General features: G+C 38.3%; 19 protein-coding genes. 5 read left to right on the forward strand and 14 right to left on the reverse strand.

All coding sequences use genetic code 11. From position 1 onward, the window contains the following. Nucleotides 1-70: 70 nt before the first annotated feature. The 14 genes from L2672_RS15055 to trmJ all read right to left on the reverse strand — a co-directional run bounded on the left by L2672_RS15055 (nt 71) and on the right by trmJ (nt 17382). On the reverse strand, nt 71-2731 hold the full coding sequence (locus tag L2672_RS15055; protein WP_248996666.1) for a TonB-dependent receptor: 2661 nt from the start codon (nt 2729-2731) through the stop codon (nt 71-73). A 509-nt stretch (nt 2732-3240) separates the two neighbouring features. Further along, entirely contained in the window at nt 3241-6075 is a 2835-nt protein-coding gene (locus L2672_RS15060) for a TonB-dependent receptor domain-containing protein (RefSeq protein ID WP_248996667.1), read from the reverse strand. Nucleotides 6076-6466: 391 nt separating this feature from the next. Continuing rightward, entirely contained in the window at nt 6467-6898 is a 432-nt protein-coding gene (gene ndk / locus L2672_RS15065) for a nucleoside-diphosphate kinase (RefSeq protein WP_248996668.1), read from the reverse strand. Between the two features lie 374 nt (nt 6899-7272). Further along, nucleotides 7273-7827: a hypothetical protein gene (locus tag L2672_RS15070; protein WP_248996669.1), complete on the reverse strand. Its 555-nt coding sequence runs from the start codon at nt 7825-7827 to the stop codon at nt 7273-7275. After that, nucleotides 7817-8518, reverse strand: coding sequence for a winged helix-turn-helix domain-containing protein (locus L2672_RS15075; RefSeq protein WP_248996670.1), 702 nt, complete (start codon nt 8516-8518; stop codon nt 7817-7819). The genes L2672_RS15070 and L2672_RS15075 overlap by 11 nt, the downstream gene beginning before the upstream one ends. 1635 nt (nt 8519-10153) lie before the next feature. After that, nucleotides 10154-10492, reverse strand: coding sequence for an ISC system 2Fe-2S type ferredoxin (fdx, locus tag L2672_RS15080; protein ID WP_248996671.1), 339 nt, complete (start codon nt 10490-10492; stop codon nt 10154-10156). 8 nt (nt 10493-10500) lie between these two features. After that, nucleotides 10501-12360, reverse strand: coding sequence for a Fe-S protein assembly chaperone HscA (hscA, locus tag L2672_RS15085; protein WP_248996672.1), 1860 nt, complete (start codon nt 12358-12360; stop codon nt 10501-10503). A 46-nt stretch (nt 12361-12406) separates the two neighbouring features. Next, nucleotides 12407-12931, reverse strand: coding sequence for a co-chaperone HscB (gene hscB, locus L2672_RS15090; protein ID WP_248996673.1), 525 nt, complete (start codon nt 12929-12931; stop codon nt 12407-12409). Between the two features lie 42 nt (nt 12932-12973). Beyond that, nucleotides 12974-13297 (reverse strand): iron-sulfur cluster assembly protein IscA, encoded by a 324-nt coding sequence (gene iscA / locus L2672_RS15095; RefSeq protein WP_248996674.1) that lies wholly within the window; start codon nt 13295-13297, stop codon nt 12974-12976. Nucleotides 13298-13312: 15 nt separating this feature from the next. Beyond that, on the reverse strand, nt 13313-13696 hold the full coding sequence (gene iscU / locus L2672_RS15100) for a Fe-S cluster assembly scaffold IscU (protein WP_248996675.1): 384 nt from the start codon (nt 13694-13696) through the stop codon (nt 13313-13315). Nucleotides 13697-13753: 57 nt separating this feature from the next. Next, nucleotides 13754-14968: an IscS subfamily cysteine desulfurase gene (locus tag L2672_RS15105; protein ID WP_248996676.1), complete on the reverse strand. Its 1215-nt coding sequence runs from the start codon at nt 14966-14968 to the stop codon at nt 13754-13756. Nucleotides 14969-15057: 89 nt separating this feature from the next. Further along, on the reverse strand, nt 15058-15519 hold the full coding sequence (iscR, locus tag L2672_RS15110; protein ID WP_248996677.1) for a Fe-S cluster assembly transcriptional regulator IscR: 462 nt from the start codon (nt 15517-15519) through the stop codon (nt 15058-15060). A gap of 302 nt (nt 15520-15821) precedes the next feature. Next, the gene (gene cysE, locus L2672_RS15115; protein ID WP_248996678.1) at nt 15822-16643 is read right to left on the reverse strand and encodes a serine O-acetyltransferase; all 822 of its coding nucleotides are present in this window, start codon (nt 16641-16643) and stop codon (nt 15822-15824) included. Between the two features lie 19 nt (nt 16644-16662). Next, on the reverse strand, nt 16663-17382 hold the full coding sequence (gene trmJ, locus L2672_RS15120) for a tRNA (cytosine(32)/uridine(32)-2'-O)-methyltransferase TrmJ (RefSeq protein ID WP_248996679.1): 720 nt from the start codon (nt 17380-17382) through the stop codon (nt 16663-16665). Nucleotides 17383-17655: 273 nt separating this feature from the next. Here trmJ and suhB point away from each other — a divergent pair, with 273 nt between their 5' ends. The 5 genes from suhB to L2672_RS15145 all read left to right on the forward strand — a co-directional run bounded on the left by suhB (nt 17656) and on the right by L2672_RS15145 (nt 20573). After that, nucleotides 17656-18459, forward strand: coding sequence for an inositol-1-monophosphatase (gene suhB, locus L2672_RS15125; RefSeq protein WP_248996680.1), 804 nt, complete (start codon nt 17656-17658; stop codon nt 18457-18459). A gap of 180 nt (nt 18460-18639) precedes the next feature. Next, on the forward strand, nt 18640-19044 hold the full coding sequence (locus L2672_RS15130) for a phosphate-starvation-inducible protein PsiE (protein WP_248996681.1): 405 nt from the start codon (nt 18640-18642) through the stop codon (nt 19042-19044). Nucleotides 19045-19168: 124 nt separating this feature from the next. After that, nucleotides 19169-19471, forward strand: a complete 303-nt coding sequence (locus tag L2672_RS15135) for a PilZ domain-containing protein (RefSeq protein WP_248996682.1) — start codon at nt 19169-19171, stop codon at nt 19469-19471. 105 nt (nt 19472-19576) lie between these two features. After that, the gene (locus L2672_RS15140; protein WP_248996683.1) at nt 19577-20245 is read left to right on the forward strand and encodes an AAA family ATPase; all 669 of its coding nucleotides are present in this window, start codon (nt 19577-19579) and stop codon (nt 20243-20245) included. Continuing rightward, nucleotides 20232-20573: a replication protein RepA gene (locus L2672_RS15145; protein ID WP_248996684.1), complete on the forward strand. Its 342-nt coding sequence runs from the start codon at nt 20232-20234 to the stop codon at nt 20571-20573. The genes L2672_RS15140 and L2672_RS15145 overlap by 14 nt, the downstream gene beginning before the upstream one ends. The last annotated feature ends 76 nt before the right edge of the window (nt 20574-20649 follow it).

The raw sequence follows: 20649 nt of genomic DNA on the forward strand, positions 1-20649 counted from the left end.
ACATGTTCTTATCCATAAAAAAACCTCCGCAAGCGGAGGTTTTTGAGTCTCTAGGGAGTAGAGTTTTATATTAGAACTTTTGATTTAGACGTAGGTAAACAGTTCTACCTAATACGTCATAAAGGTTAGTGTTGATGTCACGATAATCAGCATAATCATAGAATGTAGGTGCTGTTTCATCTAACACATTATTCACACCAATTGTTACCGAACCATTGTAAGCATGTTGGTAAGCAAACTGGATGTTATGCTTGAAGTATGCATCGTAATCTTGATATCCATCAAAACCAGTTAGGTCACGATAGTACTGAGCTGATTGGCTACCGATATAAACGGTTGTCCAAGCTGCAGAATAATCATCGTAGCTCCAGCTTAGTGCTAAGTTACCACGTAAATCTGGAGTATCTTGAAGACCAGCATAGTCAACCATTTCAGCGTCAGCACTTGACTGCTCTTTAAAGTCTAAGATGTGGCTGATGTCTGCTTTGATGTTAAAATCACCTACAGATGTCTCAAAGTTATAAGCTGTAACGAAGTCGATACCTGAAGTTTCAACAGTTGCGATGTTACGTACACCAGACTCGATGTATAAGATTTTGCCTGTGGCAGGGTCACGAGTTACGAACTCAGAAGAACCGTCACGAATCTCATCACGTAAAATATCATCAATACTTACTGACTCAATCTTGTTGTCATAAGTAATTGAGTAATATGAAAGCTCAATGTTCCATGCGTCAGTTACGTTCCAAACACCACCAAATGTGAATGAATTACCTTCTTCAGCTTCTAACTGAGAGTTACCACCAAACCAAGTTTTATGTTGTTGGCTAGGGTCACAGTAAGTTGGGTCAACATTACCTGGAGTGTTACACCATAAATTATCTAAAGAATCTTCAAAGCTTAAAGATTGTGAAGAGAACATCTCGCCCATATTAGGTGCACGGAATGAATCACCATAACTAGCACGTAGCAATAACGAATCAATCGGTCTCCAGCTTAAGCCAAGCTTTGGAACTACCGCATCAAAAGTAGATGAGTTAACAACTACACCTTCTGGACCAGTTAAAGAACCTTCTTGCTCATAGCGCTCATAACGAACAGCAGCAGAGATTTCAAAATCAGCAGGCAAACCTACTTGGAACTCTAAATAACCCGCAGTACGGTCACGTGTTGCGTCTACGTCATCACCACCTGAACCACCAGAAATGATGCCAGCAGCAGACTCTGGATCAGAAACTTGCTTAAAGTCAATCATTTCGTACTCTGCACCAGCAACCATAGCAACTGTTACATTGTCACCGTCAAGTAAAAGTGTAGAAACTAAACCATCAACTTGTGTGCTGTTAAATTTACCTTGATAAACACCAGTGTGAGCAGCAGCAGAGTACAGCTGAGTCATCTGCTTGTTCCAATCATCAAATGACATGCCAGTAGTGTTGAAGATGTCATATTTCTCAGAATCTATTTCACGTTGAACAATGCTGTCATTGACTAAGTTGTAGTTGAATGAGTTAGTTGTAGAAGCTGAACTTTGAACATTAACTTCCCAATCCAAACCATTACCTACATCTGCATAACCAACTAAACCAGCTAAGATATCGAAGTTGTTTGTTTCTGTTAATGTGTCACGTTCACCGATTTGAACAGAACGCATATAAACAGTGATATCTTCTCCACCTGTTGCAGCATATGGGTTATACATGTTATCAGCAGACATTACAGGGAAGTTAGTTGATACAGGAGTACCTGCATAACGAGTGTTTGTTTCTGCTAAAGAAGCGGTTGCACGCCCACGGAACTTAATATCATCAGTTATATCGTAGCTGAAGTTTGATAAGAAAGAGTTACGCTCTACATCACCAAATAACTTTGTTACTGCACCGTAGCTATATAGACAACGACCGTCGCTGATACCTACTGTATTTTCAACTTCGTCACATAATGCTGAATTATCAACCCAACCAGACTTTGAAGCACCATTTGGTACAGAACTAAATGTACTGTATGCACCGTAAGTAGGGTCGTCCATACGCCATACATCACGATCCATTACTGAATCTGCTTTGTAGTACTCATAAGTTAGCGTGATATTACCTTTATCAGTGTTATAGCCTGTTGCTAGAGAAAAACGAGTAGCATCACCACCTTCAACTTCAGGCATTTCATGACTTAGGTCTAATTGAACACCATCAAATTCTTTTTTAGTGATAATGTTAATAACACCAGCGACAGCATCCGAGCCATAAACAGCTGATGCACCATCACGTAAAATTTCAATACGCTCAACAATAGACATTGGTATTGATGAAGTATCAGCTTCAGCGCCAGAACTAGAGCTAGTACCAGGCATACGACGACCATCTAATAACACTAATGTTGCAGAAGAACCTAAACCACGTAAGTTAACGCTGCTAGTTGAACTTGCACCAGCACCATAACCAGATGTACCACGCCATGAACCGAAACTGTTAATTGCAGAGTTATTTAATACGTCTGCTACAGTTTTTTCACCGGTCATTGCAATAGCTGAGGCATCAATTACTGTAACTGGTGATACAGTTTCCATATCAACTTGTTTGATACGAGAACCCGTTACTTCTATACGCTCAACTTTTGCACCCTCTTCAGCCACCGCTGAAGCACTTATAAATCCAGTTGCCGCAACCGATGTGGCAGCAACAGCTAATAAACTTCTTCTCACAGCTTTAGCTGTCAATGTTACAGAACTCATTTTTAATCTCCCTTTACGTTAAAAAAAGATAACGCAATGTTTTTTATTGTTTTAACAGTTAATCGGACGTTAACTGCTTACCCCGATACTGTTAAGTTTCGGTAACAACCGCAATCAGCAAAACAACAAAACAACAACAGAAAAACATCTTGTAACAAGTGTGAAATTTAAGATTAGAAAAACTAAGCACAAAGCATTGATAACCACGTCACGCACAACAAAGCTGTAACAAGCTAACCCAAAAGAACGCGACGAAACTTATTGATACAAGATTTAATTATCGGTTAAAGAGTCGCGCTTTTGCGCAACAACATAGGCAGTCAGGGAGGGGGTAAATGATGTAAGAAGGTATAACAAAATTGAAATGATGCTTAAGCTAGCTAACGAAGCGCATTAAGCTAGAATTAATACTCTATGTATGGAAAGCCAAATCAGTAAGTTGATGAGAAAAACAACATAAAAAAGCCCTAGCAAGTGCTAGGGCTAATATTGTTACATAAGATTAGAAACTAGATCTTATAATTGCCGCCTAAGAAGAATGCGCGACCCTGTGTGTCGTAATAGCCAGCGCCATCATAAACATATGGGTTACGTGGTGGTGCTTTATCAAAGGCATTTTTAACACCAAATCTTAATGTAAAGTCATCAGTAAAGTCATAACGTCCAGTGAAGTCCCATACGGTATGTGATGGAATATCGTTGTAGTTATTGTTCTCTGGTAACCAATCATTACTTGCTACTGCTGAATGGCGGTAGTTAGAACGAGCTTCTAAACTAAGATCTTGATAATCCCACCCTAAGCTAAACATTGCTTTCCAGCGTGGATCAGTATACTCACCGACATCAACTTGCAAGTCAGCTTCAAAACCCGTTGGGTTATATTCCCATTCCTCTAGGTAGGTCGCAATTAAGTGAACGTTAAAGTTACCTATACTTGCAGTCTCTAAAGTGTAGTTACCTTCTATATCAACCCCTTTAACATTAAATGAGGCCGAGTTAACTGGTTTTTGAACAAAATCAATGATATCGCCAGTGGTGTTATCACGAGTAAACAAATCACAATAAATATTGTCTAAAGACTCTGAGTCATAACAATACTTAACGGCTGTTCCAACAGTGATATAATTGATCGCATCTGAAATATCAAAAGCCCAATAATCAACGGTAAATGATAAGTTATCAACATAACTAGGGCTATAAACAAAGCCAACAGTATAATCATCTGATACTTCAGCCGTTAAATCTTCATTACCGGCATTAAAACCAGGATGATTACTTAAATACCAAGAATCACTTGGGTTCCAACCGTTGCCAAGACCTACTGCTTCACAGTTCTTTTTACGGTTGCCATCTGAACCTAACTCGATGTTTATTTTGTCACACACGTCGGTGAAACTTGAAAAAGTTTGACCTGGAGGAGAGAAAAGCTCACCAATATTAGGTGCTCTTACTGATTTAGAACGCGTTGCACGAATTCTTAAATCTTCAATTGGCGACCAATTTAAACCTAGCTTCCAAGCATCATCTTGCCCTGCTGTGCTGTAATCCATCCAGCGGTATGCTAAATCTAAGCTCAAATCATGCGCTAAAATAACATCTTGCAATAATGGCACACTAAATTCAGCGGCTAATTCTACAACATCATATTCACCAGACATAGGTGAAGCTAAATTACCAAAAATAGTGCCATCAATTAACGCTTGATCTGGGTCAGTTGAAGACTCTTCTTTGCGGTAATCAGCTGAGAACGCAGCTGAAATAAAACCTGCTGGTAACTCTAAAAAGCTACCATTAATTACTAAACCAGCACTCGTTTGAACTGTTTCAGCTGTTTGACCTGCTTCAGTTGACACCCAATCAATAGACTCTTGACTCGCTTGGCCTATCCCTAATAAATTTAAAGGAACACAACCTGCAGCGCGAGCCTCTTCATCGCGACATACAATATTACCATTACCATCAAATACAGCATCTTTTGCTTGCTCATAACGATCTGCCCAAATCTCACCACCCCAAAGAGTTGTTTCATTCAGCTGACCACGTTGTGCATGGAAAGAGTAATCCCAGTAATCATTAATCGTTCCTTCAACACCAAGTAAGAAGCGGAATGTTTCACGGTCTTGGTTGTAAGTACGATTACCAAACTCGGTATCCATTCTGTACAGATTGAATCCACCCATGCCTGTATCTGCTAGTAACTGTTTAGTCTCATCAGATAGGAATGCGTTATCAGCATAAACAGGGTTATAAGTATGGAATACAGGAGAGCTTTCACCATTCGACTGGTAATCTACATAGGTGATTTCTGTAAATATCTTATGATCATCATTAATTTGATAATCTGTATTTAATGAAAATACCATGCGGTCTAGAGGAGTACGAATTAAACCATAATTAACAGGATCATATCCCTCACAGCTAGGGCCACAATAATTACCATTATTACCAGGTCCTTCAATTAAACCCTCACCATAATCAAATAACTTCATATTGCCATTAGCATCAAAAGTATATTGATTACCGTCTGCGGCAAAGAAAGTACCAGCTTCATTAATCCAAGATAATGGCTTGCGACCTTCATATTGAATTCTTGCAGGCCCATCTGGATCTGGGTTATAAATTGAACCTACTGGATTATTTAAAAAGTCACGTTCAGAAGCTCTAAGCTCTTTCTGTTGCGCAAAAGTCGCGTTAAATATAGTAGTTAACTTATCGTTTAAGAAATCACCGCCCGCAGTGATAGAAAATTGTGACTCTTCACCACCACCTTGTTCAGGCAATGTATAGCTCGCATCTAATTCAACGCCATCAGTGTGTTTACGTGTAATAATATTAACTACACCAGCAATAGCATCTGATCCATAAACGGCCGAAGCACCACCAGTAATCACTTCAATGCGTTCAACCATTGCTGAAGGAATGGTATTTAAATCAACCGCTGAAGCACCATTTGAACCTGCTACAAATCTACGGCCATTTACCAAAACCAAAGTTCTATCTGAACCTAAACCACGAAGGTTGGTTTGGTTCAAACCGTTGGCAAAAATAAAGTTATTTGACGTCTCTGGAGAAATACCAACAGTTGAAGAAGGAATTTTATTTAAAATATCAGCAACGTTGGTGATTCCCATCTCAGCCATATCACTACCTGATATCACTGTAACTGGAGTTGGCGCTAAATCACCAATACGTTTAATTTTTGAACCTGTAACTTCTATACGTTCAACAACTTGATCGCCTTGTATTTCTTCTGCTACAGATATATTTGAAAATGCTACGCTAGTTACTGCAAAAGCAAGTAAGCTTTTACGAACTGCTTTAGCCGTTAATGATACAGAGCTCATCTTGAATCTCCCTATTTTGTTATTAACACCAGCCAATTGATCGGTAGTGTTTATTTTTAGTTAACACGGTGTTACGTGCTTGTTTTGATAATGTGTGCACACAGAAAAAAAAACAATAAGAGCTAAAACAAAAAGCAAAAACGAATACAAAGTGTTACACCTAGGTGGGTAATATAAATAAATTCAGCGCTATGACTGAGGCTGATAAGGGAGCAAGCTTGTTTAGAGGTTATATGACGAGAACATAGTGGTGATACAAATTGCAAAAAAAGGTTAACCAAAGGTTAACCCCAGACTTTGTTAAGTCCATGTTACTTATTTAGTAAAATATTTATTATTTATAGCCAACAAAAAAGGCGCCGAAGCGCCTTTTACAATATTTATCTTAATATTAACGAGTACGTGGGCATAACTCGTCAGCACTGAAGAAGTATGCGATTTCACGCTCAGCAGAAGCAACAGCATCTGAACCGTGTACCGCATTTTCATCGATGCTTGAAGCATAATCAGCACGTAAAGTACCACGAGCTGCGTCAGCTGGGTTAGTCGCACCCATAATTTCGCGGTTAGCTAAAACGGCGTTTTCACCTTCTAAACACTGAACCATGATTGGACCAGAAGTCATGAAAGCAACTAAAGCGCCAAAGAAAGGACGCTCGCTGTGTTCAGCGTAAAATCCTTCAGCTTGTTCTTTAGTTAAATGTACCATCTTAGAAGCAATAATCTTAAGACCAGCTGATTCAAAACGGTTATAGATAGCACCAATGTGGTTGTTAGCAACAGCATCAGGCTTAATGATAGAAAATGTGCGTTCGATCGCCATAACAAGCTTCCTTTATGTGAGCAAGTTTAAAAAATTCGCGCGAATTATACGTAATTAATTGTTAACTGCATAGATGTGATAGCAAAAAGGTTCAAAAAACATTGACTACTGCGCAGTAAAACATCAATACGCCCTAAAACTTATAAAGCTCAATAAGCAAACATAGCTTAAATAATAAATAATACATTCATGGGCTACTTTTTCAGTTACCCGCCAAGATACAAAGTTTGATTATATGTTACTTAGGCCATTCAAAAAGAAATGACGCATGCCTAATAATTACAATCAATAAACGGTACAAGAATGAATTTTTATATTTCTAGTATCTTCTAGCCCAAATAAGTCAGAAATTTAAAAAGCAAGTATTAGCTTAATTAAGTTAACTTAAAGCAAAGGAGTTTCGTTTCTTGAACTTTTTTACCACAAGTGACCATATTAGTATCACTTTTGTAACCGATATAAAATTGTTTCAACGTTTCTACAAACCCTTTAGAAGGTTCATCTTTATGATTTGAAATATGGCTATATACAATCTCATTATAAAAAATTATTGAAGAACCACTAAACATTTTCATCATATAGTCTAAATCACTTTCTGACTTACCATACACATTGTCAATCCTATATGAGAAGTTATCATTAATACCATTATGAGAAACAGTACCAGATACTTTAATCATAATATCGTTTTCTAATTCATTAGTGGACAATGTCAACGTTGCATAGTGAAAATCACTGGTTACGTGCATTTTAATGGAAATTTGACCTAAACTTCCGTCTTCAAGCTCAACATAGTCCACCTTCTGGATATTGAAATCAGCGATCTTATCTCCAAAATATTTAGAGCTAATAAATATGCCTAAAAATAAAAAGAAAAGTACATACGCTACAATCCTACTTAACCAAAAATATTTTTCATTAAATATCATATTTACACGCCCCTGGTGATGTTAAAAAACTACGTGCTTTATCCTGATTTTCAGCTGAAATTGAATAAACTCCTTTATCATCAATACAGTCAATTTCATATGAAATTGAAAAATCATTAATAACGTATAATTTGCTGATGTTATCTGTCATTACATCTGCAAAGTCTCTTTGAATAAGACTTTTAGCACCATTAAACTTTTTTAAGTACTCTTCATTTAGCGAAATATAACTGACATCACCTTGACTATAAAAATAAACTAATGTTTTCTCTGGTTTAAACATTAAGTTTGCTGCCACTGCGGAAAGTCCAATAACAACAATAAAAATAAAAACATCAAGTTTTAATAAACGATTTCTAGTTTTTATTTTACTCTGATTAACAATATCATCAGAGGGAAGTTCTTCACCAATCAGCTCAATAATGACTGATTTATCTAGCTGATATCCATTATCACAAGTCACAAGTAAATCTGCAGGAATGATCTTACGTATCTTGGTAATAGCAACAGATACAGAGTTTGTTGATACAACTCTTTCAGGCCAGCCTGCAGCAATTAACTCGTCACGGGTAGCTTCTTCACCCCTTTTAAAAAAAAGAAAGATGAGCATATTAAGCTCAGCTTTGGACATTTTATAATTATTATTCTCATGATAAATCAGCTTTCTACTTGTATCTATTGATAGTTTCATTTCAACTCACTCGTTTCAAACTTACTTTAACAATCATTTTAGTGATGCGGCATAACCAACACACCGTCTCCCGTAACACTTATTACAAATATTAAATGAACCTTAACACCGGAGAATGATAATTAAAAATAATTAAAAATAATTAAACAAGCAAGCAACAACAAAGCGGAAAACTAGGCAAGAAAGATATTCAATCACTTAAACCCAATACCCGATTTAAATGTCTCAACATTATAGTTAAAAATCAAAAAAATTAAATTAAATTCTTAAAATCAATAACTTACACACGAATATTATTGGGGTTAATTCAATATGAAATGTAAAAGTTAAAACATTATGTGGCCTAATTAATATTTTTAATCCATATTTAGCAACCCTACATATGATAACAAAAGGTATCATTTGAGTAACATGAAAGTAAAAAACCGGTTTACTTGTCGGCACTTTAAATAAATGAATGAATTCCAGTGACTTACAGAAGTCTTACTGACTAACAGGCCACATCCACAACCGAAAAAGATTAATCAATAATAAATGGCTTTTGCTAATTTTAACATCATGTTCGAGGTGATTAGGTAAAAGTTACTTCCATTCTTCACATCAAAAATGTTCTTTCTGATTACGGATAATCCAGAACACAAACTTCTGCCATTACCACCTATCCAACTGTTTTTTAAATGATAAACTTATCGATTGGTAAATTGACTTTTAATGAGAATGATGATTTATTCAGCACGACTGACATAAACTCTGGCTAAAAATTAACAATCATAATCAGTTCAATACTCTTAAAAAAATAAGCTTAACCAACTTTAAACACAGAGTTAACCCGACACCAACTTTATACCAACCTGAGATCAACAGAAGTAACCCGACATTCAAATTATAATTAGACTGCCGATAACTTATGCTTTGCTTATACAGGATTCAATATCGGTGAACATGATAGCCATGGCTTACAACCTAGCTATTGATTAAAACAATTAAATTTGAAATTAATCAGTTTAGCTCAATAGTCATTGATGGGTGATTAAAGTTGCTATCAATGGGAGGATATTACAAATTATTGCAGATAAATATCACTATTAGTTACCATAGTAATAGTTGTAATAAAAAAGTCACAACCGTCAAACACGTAGCATGAAATTGAAAATAAAGTTTAATAGCATTAAAGTTCAATAATGACTATAAGTCGGTAATTACAAGCAATCTCCACGACTAGTTTGTAACTCAAGTCCAGATGAATAATTTAAAGTAAGCATGAACTATATTCTACTTAAGCATCAAAACAAGGTATGAATAAATTCGAAATTTTACGACTGTATTGAAGATAAAGAAATTATTAATAATCGATAGCGCTATCTATTTAAATTTAAAAAGGCAAAACCTGATCACTAAACTCTTATGGAGTCTGTACTAGGTTTTATCAACATAAACGATTGCGTGATGGCTTCATTACATTGATTTACATCAGTACAATCTAGGGTTGAATTGATAGAAGTAACCACTTTAAGACATGTCGTATATCACTATTTAGCTTTCGAAAGAATAAAGGCTTAAGTTAAGGTAAGATCTTCAGATGAGAAAATTGAATAAGGGTGAATGTGGCACATTCACCCTTGAATTGATTAGTGCTTAATGACCTTCTGATACCATGTTAATAGTGTATTTAGGAATATCAATTACCATATCACATTCAACAACTTTGGCTTGGCAAGATAATCGACTTTCTGGCTCAAGTCCCCATGCTTTATCAAGCATATCATCTTCAAGTTCATCACTTTCTTCAAGTTCGTTAAAGCCTTCACGAACTACAACATGACAAGTTGTGCAGGCACAAGACTTCTCACACGCATGTTCAATATGAATACCATTACGTAATGCAACGTTTAATATGGTCTCCCCTACTTCAGCTTCTAATACAGCCCCATCAGGACAAAGCTCTTCGTGAGGTAAAAAAACTAATTGTGGCATGCTCTCACCTATATATTATCGACAGACTGGCCCTTTAAAGCCGCTTTGATCGAGTTATCCATACGTTTTGCCGCAAAGTCTTGAGTTTGGGCATCTAAATCATTGATGGCTTTTTCAATTGCATCAACATCATCTTTCTGTGCAGTTATTCCGAGGTTTGCTATTGCATCTTGTAGTGCAACACGCTCATCATCAGGCAATAAGTCACCATCTTTTTGAAGAGCTGCACTCAGAGACTCTATTACTCTTGCTGCTTCAACTTTCTGTTCGGCTAACATACGACGCGTTATATCATCTTTAGCATGTTTCATCGAGTCTTTTAACATGGTCGCAATTTCGTCATCAGATAAACCAAAAGACGGTTTAACCTGTATCGACGTTTTAACTTCAGTTGACTTTTCCATTGCTGTAACACTTAGCAAGCCATCAGCATCTACTTGGAATGTTACGCGAATATGTGCTGCGCCTGCGGCTAAAGCAGGTATGCCTTGCAATGTAAACCGAGCTAATGAACGACAATCATCCACTAGTTCACGTTCACCTTGTACAACATGAAAAGCCATTGCTGTTTGGCCATCTTTAAAAGTGGTAAATTCTTGTGCTTTAGCAACAGGAATAGTGGTATTACGCGTCACTACTTTTTCAACCAAGCCGCCCATGGTTTCAATACCAAGCGAGAGTGGAATAACATCTAACAGCAATAAATCAGACTCAGGCTTATTGCCCACCAAAATATCGGCCTGAATTGCTGCGCCAATGGCAACCACTCTGTCAGGGTCAATTGAGGTTAACGGTGTTTTATTAAAAAAGTGCTCAACTTCACTTCGCACTAATGGCACACGAGTTGAACCGCCTACCATAACCGTTTCGATAACTTCATCAATAGACACTTTTGCATCACGTAAAGTACGACGACAACTGCTAATGGTTTTTTTCACTAGCGGAGCAATAATAGTGTTAAATGTTTCTTGGCTAACTTCACATTCTAGTAATTGGTTATCAAAGGTCACTGTGGCAGTCACCTCGTTTGAAACTGTTAAAGCTTCTTTAACTCTGCGAGCTTCAATCAGTAATTGTCTTGCTTGTGAAGACGTTAATTGGCTTAATTGCCATGTGTTTTTGAAATGCTCAACTAATAAGCGGTCAAAGTCGTCACCGCCTAGGGCTGAATCACCACCCGTTGCTAATACTTCAAATACCCCTTTGTTGAGGCGCAGGATTGAGATATCAAAAGTGCCACCGCCTAAATCATAAATAGCAATAACGCCTTCTTGCTTAGAGTCTAATCCGTAAGCAATAGCTGCCGCTGTAGGTTCGTTTAACAAGCGAAGCACTTTAACACCTATCAATTCAGCGGCATCCTTAGTGCCTTGTCGCTGAGCATCGTCAAAGTAGGCTGGTACTGTTATCACTGCACCTTGTAAATCACCACCGAGTGTCTTTTCTGCTCTTGCTATAAGCGGCTTTAAGATTTCAGCAGAAACTTGAACAGGGTTAACTTTTCCCTGCTGAGTCACAAACACAGGTAAACCATTTTCACTGGCTTCAAATTGATAAGCAAGTTGGCCGTCGCGTTGTTGAATGTCTTGTAGGCTTCTACCCATAAAACGCTTAACGGAAACGATGGTGTTACTAGGATCCATTGCTGACAAAGCCTGAGCTTCATCGCCAACTAGGACATTTTTTTCACCGTAATGTACAACAGAAGGTAATGAATGCTGCCCTTGTTCATCGGTTAAGGTAGAGGCTTCTCCACTTCGAACAGCCGCGACTAAAGAGTTAGTTGTACCTAAGTCAATTCCAACAGCAAGCTTATGTTGGTGAGGTGCTGCGCTCTGTCCTGGTTCAGCAATTTGCAAAAGTGCCATAGTTTTCCAACTTTTTTAATAATAAACTCAATAAGTTTATAAAAATTTAGTCCAATAGATCATCTTCAATACGAGTTAATTCATCTTGCAGCTTAGCCATAAATTTAAGCTTACGCACTTGTTCAGCAGCAGATTTGTCATCTTGCTCCTGCTCTGAGGCTAATAATTCTGCTAATAAATTAAAAAGTGATTTTTCATAGGATGCAAACGAATCATACAACTCATCAATCTTGTCTTGTGGCGCATTGGAGTGAGAAATATCATCTAGCATTTCACGCCATTCCATTTGCTGCATTAAGAAGGTTGTATCTTTTACGGTGGTTGTTTCGTGACTTAAATCTATTCCACGCAGGCTAAGCATATGCTCTGCACGTCTTAGCGGATTTTTGAGTGTTTGGTAACCATCATTAACTTGTGCTGTACGTTGTACAGATAAAAGTTTTTGTTGTTCTGATTGGCTAGCAAATTTGTCTGGATGAACCGCCTTTTGCAGTTCGCGGTAGCGTTCTGCAAGGTTGGCGGTATCAACAGTAAAGACAGGATCAAGGTCAAAAAGTTCGAAGTAATTCATTAAATCGGAATCTTACTTACAGTGTGTATCGCTAGCGAATACTTAGACGGTAAAACTTTCACCGCAGCCGCATTCGCCTTTAGCGTTTGGATTGTTAAACTGAAAACCTTCATTAAGGCCTTCTTTAACAAAGTCTAACTCGATGCCTTGCAAATAGATAAAGCTTTTGGCGTCGATGATGATGTTTACACCATCAATAGTATATAACTCATCATCGTCATTTAACTCATCTACAAACTCAAGTACATAAGCCATTCCTGAACAACCAGATGTTCTTAACCCAAGGCGTAAACCCAAACCTTTGCCACGATTATCGAGGAAAGATCTTACACGTTCAGCCGCTGCTGGGGTCATTGAAATTGCCATCTTTAACTCCAGGAATTACTTAGACTGTTTAGTTTTGTACTCTTCAATTGCTGCTTTAATGGCGTCTTCAGCCAAAATTGAACAATGAATTTTTACAGGGGGTAAAGCAAGTTCTTCGGCTATATCTGCATTTTTAATGCTCGCAGCTTCGTCTACTGTTTTACCTTTTACCCATTCAGTAACAAGTGAGCTTGATGCAATTGCACTACCGCATCCATAGGTTTTAAACTTGGCATCTTCAATAATACCATTGTCACCTATTTTAAGTTGTAATTTCATTACGTCACCACAAGCGGGTGCGCCAACCATACCGGTGACAACTGATGAGTCATCTTTGTCAAATGAACCTACGTTACGTGGATTCTCATAATGATCGATTACTTTTTCACTGTAAGCCATGATACTGCTCCTAGATCTCTTTCGTTAATTCAGTTGGTATTAGTGGTAAATCATCAATTAGTGATGAGCCCATTGAACCTGATTCAAATCGATACCATCTTTAAACATCTCCCATAATGGAGACATTTCACGCAACTTATCGATAGAGTTAGTGATTGTGTTAATTGCATGTTCAATTTCTTCATCAGTGGTAAAACGACCGATTGAGAATCGAATTGAACTGTGTGCCATTTCATCATTTAGCCCTAATGCACGAAGTACATAGCTAGGCTCTAAGCTGGCTGAAGTACATGCAGAACCCGATGAAACCGCTAAATCTTTTAACGCCATCATTAATGATTCACCTTCAACAAAGTTGAAACTGACATTAAAGATACCGCAATAGCCTTGTTCCATATCGCCATTAATATAGGTTTCTTCGATATGGTTAATACCCGCCCAAAGCTTGTCTCGTAAGCGGCGAATACTTGCGCTATCTTTTTCCATGTCTTGTTTAGCTATTGCCGCAGCCTCACCTAAACCAACAATTTGATGGGTAGCAAGCGTACCACTACGCATACCACGTTCATGTCCACCACCGTGCATTTGAGACTCTAAACGGATACGAGGTTTACGACGAACATAAAGTGCACCAATCCCTTTAGGGCCGTACATTTTATGGCCAGAAATTGAGATCAAATCAACTTTTGTTTGTTGAACATCTAGTGGAATTTTACCCGCGCTCTGTGCCGCATCCATATGGAAGAAAACACCCTTAGCGCGACATAATTCACCAATCGCATTGATATCCTGAATCACACCAATTTCATTATTAACATGCATGATGCTCACTAAAATAGTGTCTTCTTTTAATGCTTCTTCAACGCGTGAAATTGGGATAATACCATTAGCATCAGGCTCTAAATAAGTGACTTCATAGCCTTCACGCTCTAACTGGCGGCATGTATCTAAAGTTGCTTTGTGCTCAGTCTTGCTGGTAATAATATGTTTGCCCTTCTTATTATAGAAATGGGCAATACCTTTAATAGCAAGGTTAGTTGATTCTGTTGCACCTGAGGTGAAAACAATTTCGCGATGGTCAGCATTAATTAAATCAGCAACTTGATTTCGGGCGACGTCAACCGCCTCTTCAGCTTGCCAACCATAACGATGTGAACGAGAGGCAGGATTACCAAATACTCCGTCCATAGTCATATGTTGAACCATTTTCTCTGCGACACGCGGATCTACAGGGGTTGTTGCGGCATAATCTAGATAGATAGGAAGCTTCATAACACACTCCGTACTTAGCAGTCTCAGCTGAGGCTACATACAACGTACAAATAATAATTATATTTAAATCAACATCATGACGTTATAATTTATAAACTAACACGATGTTCCTGCTGCATTTCATCTTGCTTTAAAGAGATAAACTGTACGTCTCTTTTGTTCATCAAACCTGCAAGTGTAATACTGTTCAAAAATTCTGAAATCTGTTTACTTAAATCACCCCATAATGAATGGGTTAAGCAACGAGTACCACTTTGGCAATTACCTTGCCCTTGGCAACGAGTAGCGTCAACAGACTCATCAACGGCATGGACAACCATACCCACTGATATATCGTCTGCTTCTAAACCTAATCGATATCCGCCACCTGGGCCACGTACACTTGATACGAGGCCATGCTTACGAAGCTTTGCGAAGAGTTGCTCAAGATATGACAGCGAAATCCCCTGCCTTTCAGATATATCTGCTAATGGAACGGGTCCTGTAGCAGAGTGAATCGCAACATCCAGCATAGCTGTTACTGCGTAGCGACCTTTGGATGTTAGTTTCATAACGTTTACTGCTCCCAAATAGTATGGAGCAATTTGAACATACCCGAGTATTTTAGTCAAGTATTTATCCTACTAATTTAGTAGGGTATATACTTGAGTGAAAGACTCGAAAAATGACATAAAGGAAACACTAAAACAGCATTAAAATTTGCTGACGTATTTAACCTTTTTATGGGATAAGATTCAATGCCAATACAGGATTAATTGGTATATTGGCATTGAATCTTAACTGTTTGTGACTGAATTAGATTTTTGTACAAATTTTGTGAACAATTTTTGTACTAATCAACAACGCAAAGCGATTAGATGCTGGGATCAAATTCGGTGATTTCTTTCTGACGCTTTTTAGCGGCTGCCTTTTCTGCTTCATCAAAATCATCCACATTCAATTCTGGTAGCTTGTCAGTACACACCTCACCACCCATTGTCTGCACAGCTTGACATAACTCTTGCACTTTTGAGTCCATTAGATGCATGTGGTCCAACATTTGGCCAATAGCATTTGCGACAGGGTCGGGATTGTCAGGCGACACAGCATAAGCATCAAAGCCATATTTTTTTGCCATTTCTGTGCGGCGTTCGGTTTTCTCTTTAGACTGTTTGCTGGGTGAGGCAACGACTCTTCCAGGAATACCAACAACGGTATGATCAGGTTCTACGTCTTTAACCACCACAGAGTTTGAGCCCACTCTGGCCCCATCATGCATGGTGATTGGTCCAAGTATTTTAGCACCCGCACCAATAACAACATTATTACCTAATGTAGGGTGACGTTTACCCGCTTGCCAAGTTGTTCCACCTAAAGTAACTGAGTGATATAACGTGCAATCATCACCAATTTCAGCAGTTTCACCAATCACAACGCCCATGCCATGGTCGATAAAAAAACGCCTACCAATGGTTGCACCAGGATGAATTTCAACGCCGGTTAACCAACGAGAAAAAGTAGACAAACAACGTGCCGTTAAGCGCCAGTTATTTCGCCAAAACTTATTACTTAGCCTATGGAGCCAAATAGCATGCATACCAGGATAGTTAAGTAGAATTTCGATGGTACTATTAGCCGCAGGATCACGATGATAGATTGATTCGATATCTTCTTTTAACCTAGATCTTACACTCATGTTAATCCCTTATTGATCGCTAGTCTTTATTCATCTTTTTATCTACTGAGGTTAAAATACCACGTAAAATATTCATTTCTTGAGCTTCAACTCGCGCACGACTGAATAATCGCCTCAGTTTTGTCATCACTTGCCCTGGGTGATTTTTGATCACAAACCCCGTGTTTGATAATGTCGTTTCTAAATGCACAAAAAATCGTTCTAAATCTTCAGAATGAGGATACTCTTCTTCAGGAGCGACTTGTTCATTGAGTGCCAAATGAGCCACTCGAGTTTCATAGCAGATAATCTGAACAGCTTGAGCTAAATTAAGCGAGCTGTATTCTGGGTTAGCAGGTATGGCAACGTGATAAGTGCATTTCTGTAACTCTTCATTACTCAGGCCATGATTCTCTCTGCCGAATACAATTGCCACTGGGCCTTTAATACTTTCTAATGACAGTTTTTCACCCGCTTGACGAGGGTCTAGCATCGGCCAATCTAAAGTTCGGCTTCTCGCGCTAGTGGCAATAACTAAACTGCAATCGGCAATCGCATCAGCCAAAGAATCGACTTTGGTTAAATTTTTTAAAATATCTGAAGCGCCAGCGGCTAAGGCAATAGATTGTCCATCGGGCTCTACTCTTGGTTCCGCTAAATATAAATTAGACAAGCCCATGGTTTTCATTGCTCTTGCAGTTGAACCAATATTTCCTGGGTGAGACGTGCCAACAAGCACAACACGAATATTACTTAACATTAGACCACTTTATATCAAAAAATAATGCTCGCATGTTAACACAAGCCTTGTTTGTATCGTTATATGAAAATTTTCATTTTATATAACTTTATCCTTTGACCACTTAGCGAAAATGTCATCTGTTAGTATATTTATCATGCGAAAACAGCATTAAAAACATCAATAGGTTAGTGCGCATATTAATAACTCAAACATAATCAAGTTGAGTTAACCAAGTTAATGCATTATAATATGCGCCGCTATTTATCGTTCTTTAACATCCAGGGGATTGCAATGCATCCGATGCTGACTATTGCCACACGCGCTGCGCGCGCTGCGGGCCAAACTATTATGCGCGCCTATACTGAACTCGACCGTGTTGAGGTTAGTGCCAAAGGAATAAATGACTTTGTTACCAGTGTAGACAAGGAAGCAGAAGCTACTATTACATACCAAATTCGTAAATCTTACCCAGATCATACTATTGTGGGTGAAGAAGACGGTGAAAACCGTGGTACGAATAAAGATTACGTATGGATAGTCGATCCTTTGGATGGTACCAATAACTTCGTTCGTGGTATCCCTCATTTTGCCGTTTCAATTGCAGTTCAATACAAAGGCGTTATTGAAGTTGCCGTTGTTTACGATCCTGTTCGTGAAGAATTATTCTCAGCTGTGCGTGGTAAAGGCGCTAAGTTGAATGATTTCCGCATGCGTGTCACTAATGTAAATGAATTAGATAACACCATAATTGGTACCGGTTTCCCATTCAAAGCACGTCAACACACTGAAAGCTACATGAATATTTTAGCGGAATTGTTCCCACAATGTGCTGACTTACGTCGTGCAGGTTCTGCTGCGTTAGATTTAGCGTATGTTGCTGCTGGCCGTTTAGATGGTTATTTTGAAATTGGCCTAAAACCATGGGACATTGCCGCTGGCGACTTAATTTGTCGTGAAGCAGGTGGTACTGTTACCGACTTTACTGGTGGTCACAATTACATGGCGTCAGGCAATATTGTTGCTGGTAGCCCTAAAGTGACTTCGTCACTTGTAAAACTAATGCGTCCTTTACTTAATGAAGGTTTAAAGCGCTAAGTTTCGATTTTAACTGACATTGTCCAGTTCAGCCGCTAACGTCTGGCGAATACAATGCTCAGAGTATTCATTAAACCGCTAAATATATTAGCGGTTTTTTTATGTCTGTGATTTAGATCACTGGGCAATTAGCTCGCTATGTTCAATAATGTGATCACAACTATTATTTTAAGAATTACCATGCATAGAGTTAAACACGCCAGTATCCAATCTCTTAAAACTGTCGAATATTTGGTGCTATTTATTATCGCCATCGCGACGTTATTTGCCATAGGCGAAGAAATTTTGCACATGTTTTCTATTAAAACCGTGCAACTAGCAGATTTATTATTACTGTTTATATATTTAGAAGTCTTGGCGATGGTGGTCAATTATATCGAGTCAGGTAAATTACCCATTCGAATGCCGTTGTATATTGCCATTGTCGCATTAGCCCGCTATCTCATTTTAGATATGAAAGGCATGGATGACTGGCGAATTCTAGCCATTTCATTGTCCACCATTCTATTAGCATCCACCGTGATTGTTATCCGCTGGGGACAACTTAAAATGCCATACCCCAAAAATCAAGATTACGACAGTTAACTCAAAATTCAATCGGAACGCCAAGCAAAATTGCTTGGCGTTTTTCGTTTTATCAAGCGTATAATTTTGCTTATAAAAGCGAATATGCTAAAACTAAAGTATAGGATAAGCAGGAGAATATAAAATGGATCATGAACCAAAGGGTTTCGAAGAAAAACGCTCTTCTTTAAGAGTAGACATGGAAGCTGAAAGAGTTAAATTGCACTGGATTGCAAAATCTGGAGAAAGCTTTGAGGATGACGGAGTTTGTATCGACCTTGCCCGCAAAGGAGTGTTAATCGATTATCGCCAACCCTTTGAACTCGGTGATCTAGTTGCTATCACGTTCAACTCCGGCACGGATAAACAAAATACAATTAAAGGACAGGTCTGTCGGTGTATTGAAAACTCACCTCAAAGTTTTCATATTGCATTGCAATTAATTTAATTTACATCGATAAAAGCTAACTAATTAGCTAGAAGTAAATATTGTTCTATACTTTATAACAATAATGGTAAGTAACAAAAATAAACATGTTGGAAGGGGATGAGCATGATAATTCTGGTTGGTGGTGAGAAAGGAGGAAGTGGTAAAAGCTGCTTAGCGCAAAATCTTGCTGTATACATTACCCAAAAATTCGAAGCCAATGTATTAATGGTTGATTGTGACCCTCAGCGAACCACTTCTGACTGGATTCAAGCCCGTAATAACGATCCTAGTTTAACCCCCATCAACTGTATTCAGCTTTATGGAAAAATTCGTAACGATTTGCTGAGTCTTGATGAGCGCTTTGACTATGTGGTTGTTGACTGTGGCGGTCAAGACAATCTCGCCATGCGTGCAGCAATGTCTGTTGCCACATATGTTGTTATCCCATTAAGGCCTAAAAGGCGTGATTTAAAAACCTTACCACACATGGAAGACATGCTAAGCACGTGTAAAATGGTAAACCCCAAAATGGTTGCCACCATTGTGATGACTCAATGTCCTGCCCTACCCACTCAATTCAAAAGAATTTTAGAAGCCAAAGAAGTAGTAGAGTCATACAACTTGAGAGCATTAAATTCGGTAACTTTTAATCGTAATATTTACGATGACAGTGAAGAAAGTGGCTCATCGGTTATCGAAATCGAACCTGATGGCAAAGCTGCTGATGAAATTAGAGCAATAGCTGACGAGCTATTTGCCATACCACCAGAAAATAGCCATGAGTTTATCTGACTTAAAGCGCAAGAAACCAAAACATAAGAATAATGTCGTCTCGGTTGATGATTTTATTGAAGATGCCAATAATTATGCTTTTGGTAAAAAGTCTGTGCTGGATGATAGTCCGAAAAATCAACAGTCTACTCAAGACTTCATTAGAGGTCTAGACAAAAAGACCACTAAAATATACAAACATGCTACCTTCACTCTCACTCAAAAAAGTATTCTTCAATTAGATGAATTGTCTAAAAACTCAGGCATCGCCAAGTCTAAATTATTGCGAATCTTTATTGATGACTTTTATCAACTCAGCAAAACCGCTCAACAAAAACGACTAAAATAGCGACCGAGTTAACTATACTGAAAGTGAGTTACTCTTCGCTATTTGAGCTCTGTTATACTGCGCGTCACTCTTACCA

It is taken from the genome of Shewanella gaetbuli, from assembly GCF_023284065.1.
Taxonomy (GTDB): domain Bacteria; phylum Pseudomonadota; class Gammaproteobacteria; order Enterobacterales; family Shewanellaceae; genus Shewanella; species Shewanella gaetbuli.

What these genes read in the sequence shown, in the direction of transcription:
- L2672_RS15140 (WP_248996683.1), top strand. Translation starts at nt 19,577, where the DNA reads ATGATAATTCTGGTTGGTGGTGAGAAAGGAGGAAGTGGTAAAAGCTGC.
- hscB (WP_248996673.1), bottom strand. Translation starts at nt 12,931, where the DNA reads ATGAATTACTTCGAACTTTTTGACCTTGATCCTGTCTTTACTGTTGAT.
- L2672_RS15075 (WP_248996670.1), bottom strand. Translation starts at nt 8,518, where the DNA reads ATGAAACTATCAATAGATACAAGTAGAAAGCTGATTTATCATGAGAAT.
- iscR (WP_248996677.1), bottom strand. Translation starts at nt 15,519, where the DNA reads ATGAAACTAACATCCAAAGGTCGCTACGCAGTAACAGCTATGCTGGAT.
- L2672_RS15060 (WP_248996667.1), bottom strand. Translation starts at nt 6,075, where the DNA reads ATGAGCTCTGTATCATTAACGGCTAAAGCAGTTCGTAAAAGCTTACTT.
- hscA (WP_248996672.1), bottom strand. Translation starts at nt 12,360, where the DNA reads ATGGCACTTTTGCAAATTGCTGAACCAGGACAGAGCGCAGCACCTCAC.
- fdx (WP_248996671.1), bottom strand. Translation starts at nt 10,492, where the DNA reads ATGCCACAATTAGTTTTTTTACCTCACGAAGAGCTTTGTCCTGATGGG.
- suhB (WP_248996680.1), top strand. Translation starts at nt 17,656, where the DNA reads ATGCATCCGATGCTGACTATTGCCACACGCGCTGCGCGCGCTGCGGGC.
- L2672_RS15145 (WP_248996684.1), top strand. Translation starts at nt 20,232, where the DNA reads ATGAGTTTATCTGACTTAAAGCGCAAGAAACCAAAACATAAGAATAAT.
- iscA (WP_248996674.1), bottom strand. Translation starts at nt 13,297, where the DNA reads ATGGCAATTTCAATGACCCCAGCAGCGGCTGAACGTGTAAGATCTTTC.
- L2672_RS15055 (WP_248996666.1), bottom strand. Translation starts at nt 2,731, where the DNA reads ATGAGTTCTGTAACATTGACAGCTAAAGCTGTGAGAAGAAGTTTATTA.
- trmJ (WP_248996679.1), bottom strand. Translation starts at nt 17,382, where the DNA reads ATGTTAAGTAATATTCGTGTTGTGCTTGTTGGCACGTCTCACCCAGGA.
- L2672_RS15130 (WP_248996681.1), top strand. Translation starts at nt 18,640, where the DNA reads ATGCATAGAGTTAAACACGCCAGTATCCAATCTCTTAAAACTGTCGAA.
- ndk (WP_248996668.1), bottom strand. Translation starts at nt 6,898, where the DNA reads ATGGCGATCGAACGCACATTTTCTATCATTAAGCCTGATGCTGTTGCT.
- cysE (WP_248996678.1), bottom strand. Translation starts at nt 16,643, where the DNA reads ATGAGTGTAAGATCTAGGTTAAAAGAAGATATCGAATCAATCTATCAT.
- L2672_RS15070 (WP_248996669.1), bottom strand. Translation starts at nt 7,827, where the DNA reads ATGATATTTAATGAAAAATATTTTTGGTTAAGTAGGATTGTAGCGTAT.
- L2672_RS15135 (WP_248996682.1), top strand. Translation starts at nt 19,169, where the DNA reads ATGGATCATGAACCAAAGGGTTTCGAAGAAAAACGCTCTTCTTTAAGA.
- L2672_RS15105 (WP_248996676.1), bottom strand. Translation starts at nt 14,968, where the DNA reads ATGAAGCTTCCTATCTATCTAGATTATGCCGCAACAACCCCTGTAGAT.
- iscU (WP_248996675.1), bottom strand. Translation starts at nt 13,696, where the DNA reads ATGGCTTACAGTGAAAAAGTAATCGATCATTATGAGAATCCACGTAAC.